Annotated in this window: 5 protein-coding genes and 1 pseudogene; 2 read left to right on the top strand and 4 right to left on the bottom strand. The window is 63.4% G+C overall.

Going from position 1 to position 6,278, the window contains the following annotated elements; genetic code table 11:
• Together L9Z73_RS23405 and L9Z73_RS23410 are read right to left on the bottom strand one after the other, a co-directional pair.
• On the bottom strand, positions 1-183 hold a 183-nt coding region (locus tag L9Z73_RS23405; protein ID WP_247406103.1), incomplete at its 3' end, for an AAA family ATPase.
• Positions 180-1,421 carry an exonuclease SbcCD subunit D C-terminal domain-containing protein gene (locus L9Z73_RS23410; RefSeq protein WP_247406105.1) on the bottom strand — a complete coding sequence of 414 codons (1,242 nt, stop codon included), beginning with the start codon at positions 1,419-1,421 and terminating at the stop codon, positions 180-182. The genes L9Z73_RS23410 and L9Z73_RS23405, both read right to left, overlap by 4 nt.
• Positions 1,422-1,698: 277 nt before the next feature.
• Between L9Z73_RS23410 and L9Z73_RS23415 the strand changes: the two are divergent.
• Positions 1,699-2,814: pseudogene (locus tag L9Z73_RS23415) on the top strand (PLP-dependent aminotransferase family protein); the annotation flags it as partial.
• A gap of 17 nt (positions 2,815-2,831) precedes the next feature.
• On the opposite strand, the gene L9Z73_RS23420 reads toward L9Z73_RS23415, so the two are convergent.
• Together L9Z73_RS23420 and L9Z73_RS23425 are read right to left on the bottom strand one after the other, a co-directional pair.
• Positions 2,832-4,808, bottom strand: coding sequence for a methyl-accepting chemotaxis protein (locus tag L9Z73_RS23420; RefSeq protein ID WP_247406108.1), 1,977 nt, complete (start codon positions 4,806-4,808; stop codon positions 2,832-2,834).
• Between the two features lie 164 nt (positions 4,809-4,972).
• The gene (locus L9Z73_RS23425; protein WP_247406111.1) at positions 4,973-5,893 is read right to left on the bottom strand and encodes a LysR substrate-binding domain-containing protein; all 921 of its coding nucleotides are present in this window, start codon (positions 5,891-5,893) and stop codon (positions 4,973-4,975) included.
• A gap of 152 nt (positions 5,894-6,045) precedes the next feature.
• On the opposite strand from L9Z73_RS23425, the gene L9Z73_RS23430 reads away from it, so the two are divergent.
• Positions 6,046-6,278 (top strand): MATE family efflux transporter (locus L9Z73_RS23430; RefSeq protein WP_247406114.1); only part of this gene is annotated, 233 nt, incomplete at its 3' end.

A 6,278-nucleotide genomic window follows, 5' to 3' on the forward strand; every position in this document is an offset into this window, starting at 1 on the left:
CAGGCGCGGCACGGCACCAAACAGCGCCAGGCACAGCGCGTCGAGCAAGGTGCTTTTGCCGGCGCCGGTCGGCCCGGTAATCGCGAACAAACCGGCACTGGCCAGGGGCTCGGCGGTAAAGTCGATCTCAAACGGGCCGGCCAGGGAGGCGAGGTTTTTCAGGCGGATGGCGAGGATCTTCATGGCTGTTCGCCCTCCTGTTGCACTTCCTGGAGCAGCACCGCGAAATCCTTCAAGGTCTGTTCATCCACTTCACTGCCGTAGTTGTCCTGCCAGGCGCGGCTGAACAGCTCCTGGGGGGTGAGCTGGTCGAGTTCGATCAAGCGGTCGTCGTTGGAGTCGTCGCTGCCGCGTTTGCCGGCGTACTCGGCGGCGATGCGCACCAGGCGCACGGCCTTGCCTTGCAGGGCGGTTTCGATTTGCTGGCGCAGGTCGGGCTGCGGTTCGTCGAGGCGTACCCGCACTTCCAGCCAGGGCTGGCGCTGGGTTTCGGCGAGCAGGTCGATGTCCGGCAAGTCACCGAGTTGCTTGAGGATGTCGGCCAGGGGCGCGGCTTCCAGGCGTTGCAGGTTGACCGCGCGCGGGATCAGGCGCGGTTCGACGCTGAGCAGGGCTTCGCCGTCGAAGGTCACGTCGAGAATCTGGTGTTGGTAGCCGATTTCGGAGAACGACAAGGGAATGGGCGAGCCGCTGTATCGGATGCGCTCTTCGCCATTGACCCGCTGCGGCTTGTGCAAGTGACCGAGGGCGACATAGCTGACGCTGGCATCGAACAGGCTGGCGGGCAGCGCTTCGGCATTGCCGATGATCAGGCTGCGCTCGGAGTCTTCCGACACCGAGCCGCCGGCCATGTGCGCATGGCTGATGGCAACCAGCGCCTGGCCCGGCTCGCGTTTGGCGTTGGCCGCGGCAATCAGCCATTCATGCACCTGGCCAATCCCGCGCAGGTAGTCGTCGCCCAGGTGCGCCCCGGTGACTTCCGCCGGGCGCAGAAATGGCAGCGCCAGGCACCAGGCGGCGATCTTGCCGTCGGCGCCGGGTAGCGGGATCAGCAACCGCTCGGCATCCAGTTGCCCGTCATCCAGCCACAACACTCGGCCCAAGGCATGGGTGCGCAAGCGGCGCATCAACGGCGCGGGCAATTCGATGCGCGAGCCGGAGTCGTGGTTGCCGGCGATCATCACAATTGTGAGATGGGGGTTTTGTTCGTGGGCGCTGATGATGAAATCGTACAGGCGCTCCTGGGCCTTGAGCGGCGGGTTGACCGTGTCGAAGATATCGCCGGCGATCAACAGCACATCCGGCGTGTGCGCGCCGAGCTGGCGCAGCAGCCACTCGAGGAAACAGGCGTGTTCGAAGTCGCGTTCCTGGCCATGCAGGTTTTGCCCAAGGTGCCAGTCGGAGGTGTGAAACAGACGCAAGGCGAGCTCCGTGGAGAAGATGAAAAGGAGGGGAGTTTACCTGTATTGCGAACACGCTGCTCCAGACGACGCAGGTTGCGAAGGCGGTGGGTCCGCTCGTTCAGTGTTGTCTGGCCCACCGCCATCGGGGGCAAGCCCCCTCCCACATGGGTATGCGGTGTGCGTTATGCCTTGGCTTGCCTGCGATGGCGGTGGGTCCGCTTGTTCAGTGTTGTCTGGCCCACCACCCGTCCCGACTCTTGATTCGCGACGTTTCAGGGCGGGCTATTTTGGATACAGCGGCGGCGTGGCCGACCAACAGGTGATCAAGGCATTTGCCACGGGCCTGCCCGAAACCCGCTCGTTCCCAACCGAGGTCTGGGAGCGCCTGCAGCGCCAGGTGATGAAGGACTATCGCAGCAGCGTGCTGTTGCACGGCGACCCGCAAGGAGCCGAGTCGTTACGCAAAGCCATCGCCACCTATTTGAACCTTGAGCGTGGGGCCAAGTGCTCGCCCGACCAGGTCCTGGTGCTGAGCAGTACGCGCCAGGCGCTGTTTCTGTGTGCACAGTTGTTGGTGGACGTCGGCAAACCGATCCTGCTGGAGAACCCGGGCTACTACGGCGCCAGGAAGGCCTTCGAAACCGCCGAGGCCAAGGTCGTGCCGATCGATGTCGATGAGTCGGGCATCCGCACCGACCTGCTGCACGCCGACCGCAGCGGCGCCACGTGCGTGTATGTCACGCCCTCGCATCAATACCCGACCGGCGCCACGCTGACCCTGGAACGGCGCCTTGAGTTGATCAACTGGGCTGCGGAAAAAGGCAAATGGGTCATCGAAGACGACTACGACAGCGAGTTCCACTACGACGGCAAACCCACCGCCTGTGTGCAGGGCCTGGACAAGTATCAGCGCACGCTGTACCTCGGCACCTTCAGCAAGACCCTGTTCCCCGGCCTGCGCATGGGCTACATGGTGCTGCCCCCTGAACTGGTCAAGGCCTTCACCTACGCGCGCAGCATGATGGACGGCCACACCCCGCAAATCCTGCAACTGACGCTGACGCGCTTTATGGAGGACGGTCATTACAACGCCCATGTCCGTGCGATGCGCAAACTCTACGCCGGGCGCCAAGCCATCATGCTCGACGCCATCGGCAAGCACCTGGGCGATGTGGTCACGGCATGCCGGCCCCAGGGCGGGCTGCAAATCCCTTGCGTGCTGCATGAGGGCTGGTCGGAAGAAAAAACCATCCGCCAGGCCGCCAACGCGGGCGTGCAACTGGCCGGCCTCAGCCGGCTATATGCCGGTGCCGCAACGAAACAGGGATGGCTATTGGGCTATTCGTCCTTGACCGCCCATGAAATCGAAACCGCCATGCTGCGCCTGGCTAACGCGCTCAACGCGCGCTAGCCGTTCCAGGCGCGCCGTCAACGAAACCGATCGACCTCTTGGCGCAAGCCCGCCGCCAGCGTCTCCAGCTCCTTGGCGGTAATCGCCAGGTTCGACACCACTTCGCGTTGCTCGCTGTTGGCCAGCGCAATGCTCTGCAGGTTGCTGCTCAGCAACGTTGCCGTGCTGCTCTGCTCCTGGGTGGCGGTGGTGATCGCGGCGAATTGCTGCCCGGCCGAGCGGCTTTGCTCGTCGATGCGTGCCAGGGCCGACGCCACGTCGGCGTTGCGTGACAGGCCTTCCTGCATCAGCGCATTGCCCTGTTCCATGGTGCTGATGGCGTTACCGGTTTCCTGCTGGATACTTTGGATCATCCCGGAAATTTCATCGGTGGCCTGGCGGGTGCGTGAAGCGAGGTTGCGTACTTCGTCAGCGACCACGGCAAACCCACGGCCTTGCTCACCGGCGCGGGCGGCTTCGATGGCAGCGTTGAGCGCCAGCAGGTTGGTCTGTTCGGCGATCGAGGTGATCACGCCGACGATACCGCCGATTTCCTGGGAGCGCTGGCCGAGGGTGTTAATCACCGTGGCGGTGCTGTTCAGGGAGGTGGCGATGTGCTCCAGGGACGACGACGCCTGCTCCATCGAGTTACGGCCGATGCGCGTCTGCTGGGCGTTTTCCTGGGCCAGGCGTTCGGTGTTGCCCATGTTGTCGGCGATGTTCAGCGAGGTGGCGCTGAACTCTTCCACCGCGCCGGCCATGCTGGTGATCTCGCCAGACTGCTGCTCCATGCCCTCATAGGCACCACCGGACAAACCGGACAACGCCTGGGCGCGGCCGTTGACCTCCTCGGCGGCCTTGCGGATGTGCGACACCATGGTCGACAACGCTTCACCCATCTGGTTGAAGCTGCGCGCCAGTTGGCCTATCTCGTCATGGCTGGACACGTTCAGGCGCGCGCTCAAATCCCCGGCGCCCAAGGCTTCGGCCTGGCGTACCAGGTCACTCAAGGGCGCCAGTTTGCTGCGCAACAACCACACCGTCGCGCCCACCGCCAGCAGCATCGCCAACAGGCTGCCGATCACCAGGCGAGTGCCCACCGACCACGTGACCGCGCGGATCTCGGCTTTCGGCATGCTCGCCACTACCGCCCAGGGGCCGCCGTCAAACGGCACCGAGACGCTGTAGAAATCTTCGTTCTTGTCGCTCCAGAAGCGGCCCTTGCCGGGGGTCTTGGCCAGGTCCAGCATCACCGCAACAGACTGGTCCGGCGCCTGCACCCCGGCCGGCGGCACCAGCCAGTGTTTCTGCTCATCGAGCAGCGCCAGCGAACCGGTCTGGCCGATGCGGAAGCGTTTGAGGTTGTCGAACTGGGCGTTCTGCGCATCGGTGTAATCGAAGCCGATGAACAGCACCGCGATAACCTTGCCGCTGGCGTCGCGCACCGGGCTGTACTGGGTCATGTAGGAGCGATCGAACAGCACGGCGCGGCCTATATAGGTCTGTCCGCCGACCACCCGCGAGTAGGCCGGCCCCTGGCGATCCAGCACGGTGCCGATGGCACGGCTGCCGTCCTGCTTGGTCAAGGAGGTGCTGATACGGATAAAGTCATCGCCGCTGCGCACGAACACCGTGGCCACGCCGCCGGACATCTGCTTGAACTCGTCGACGCCATCGAAGTTGTTGTTCAGCAGCACCTTGCCCAGGTACAGGCTCGGGGTTTGCACACCGGCCACGGCGATCGGCTGATCTGCCTGCACACTCAAGCCGGCGCTGAAGCGCTTTTCAAACAGCCCGCTCAAACGCTGGGTGCTCTCGCGCAAGGTGCCGTGGAACGTACTGAGTTGGTCGGCCAGCAGGCGCGCCTCGCTGGCCAGGTGTTCTTCCCGGGTATCGAGGTTGGCGGAGTCGAGGGAACGCAAGGCAAAAACAGTACTGCCGCTGATAACGAAAGCCAGAATCACGGCTAACGCGAGGCCTAACTGGGAGGCGATCCGAGCACGAGGTTGAGACATGACAGCTCCTGGCCGAGGCCAGGATCATCCTGATCTCATAGCGTTGCTCGGCAAATTTTCTAGTGAGATTCGTTGGTGCACGATAGTTCCAACACCCCTACTTCGGCGGACGATGGCAATACTTGAGCGAATCGCAAACGATTGCTAGCTCACGCTGAAGCGCTTCAATCGAGACGTTCGACGACGGGCAAGACCATGGCCTGCACTTCGCCTTGCAGAAACTCCGCCAGCCGGCGCAGGCGCTCGCCGCCCGGGCGGGTTTTCGGCCACACCAGGTAATAATTTTCCCCACTGGCGACAGCGGTTGGCCACGGCAGGCTCAGGCGCCCTTGAGCCACGTCTTCGGCGACCATCAGCAGATCGCCCATGGACACGCCATAACCCCGCGCGGCGGCGATCATGCCCAATTCCAGGGTATTGAACACCTGCCCGCCCTTGAGCGACACCTGGGCAGACAGCCCCATGCGCTCCAGCCAGTTACGCCAGTCGCGGCGGTCGGGCGTGGGGTGCAGCAACTCGGCGCTGGCCAGGCGATTGACGTCCCACGGGCCGTCGCTCAACAAGTTGGGCGCACCGACTGGAATCAACAGTTCCGGGAACAGGTAACTGGCGTCCCAATCCGCCGGAAAGTGCCCGTCGCTCAACAGCACTGCGCAGTCGAAAGGCTCTTGGTTGAAATCCACTTCATCCACGCTCATCCATGCGCTGGTGAGCTGCACTTCGTTGCCCGGCTGCAAATGCCGGAAACGACTGAGCCGCGCCAGCAGCCAGCGCATGGTCAGGGTCGAGGGGGCCTTCATGCGCAAAATGTCATCTTCGGCGTTGAGGGTATGACAGGCCCGCTCCAACGCGGCAAAGCCCTCACGCACCCCAGGTAACAGCAGGCGCGCGGCCTCGGTGAGCTGCAGGTTGCGGCCGCTGCGCTGGAACAGGCGGCAGGCGAAATGCTCTTCAAGGGTGCGGATATGCCGGCTCACCGCACTTTGAGTGATGGACAGTTCCTGCGCTGCACGGGTGAAGGAGTTGTGCCGGGAAGCGGCTTCAAAGGCCCGCAGGGCATAAAGCGGAGGAAGACGACGAGACATAAGGAAAGCTCCGACAGCACAATGCCAAAACCCTACCAGAATCAATCAAGCATGAGTTTTAATCATGCGAGCAATCGCTTTTATCCCTTTGTGCAATGGGCTGAGAGCGCCGAGAATCAGCCTTTTCCGAACCTTCCGAGAATTTGAGCGTGATGATCATCCAACATCCGGCACGTACCGAACTCTGGGCCATTCTGCGGCTGGCGGGGCCGCTGATTGCCTCACAGTTGGCGCACATGCTGATGGTGCTGACCGACACCCTGATGATGGCCCGCCTAAGCCCCGAGGCGCTGGCCGGCGGTGGCCTGGGCGCGGCGAGCTACTCGTTCGTGGCGATTTTCTGCATCGGCGTGATTGCCGCCGTGGGCACCCTGGTCGCCATCCG

The sequence above is a fragment of the Pseudomonas emilianonis genome (assembly GCF_023072625.1).
Taxonomy (GTDB): Bacteria; Pseudomonadota; Gammaproteobacteria; order Pseudomonadales; family Pseudomonadaceae; genus Aquipseudomonas; species Aquipseudomonas paraveronii.

Excerpts from the sequence above, each read along its gene's own strand:
- L9Z73_RS23420 (WP_247406108.1), bottom strand. The coding sequence starts at position 4,808 with ATGTCTCAACCTCGTGCTCGGATCGCCTCCCAGTTAGGCCTCGCGTTA.
- L9Z73_RS23425 (WP_247406111.1), bottom strand. The coding sequence starts at position 5,893 with ATGTCTCGTCGTCTTCCTCCGCTTTATGCCCTGCGGGCCTTTGAAGCC.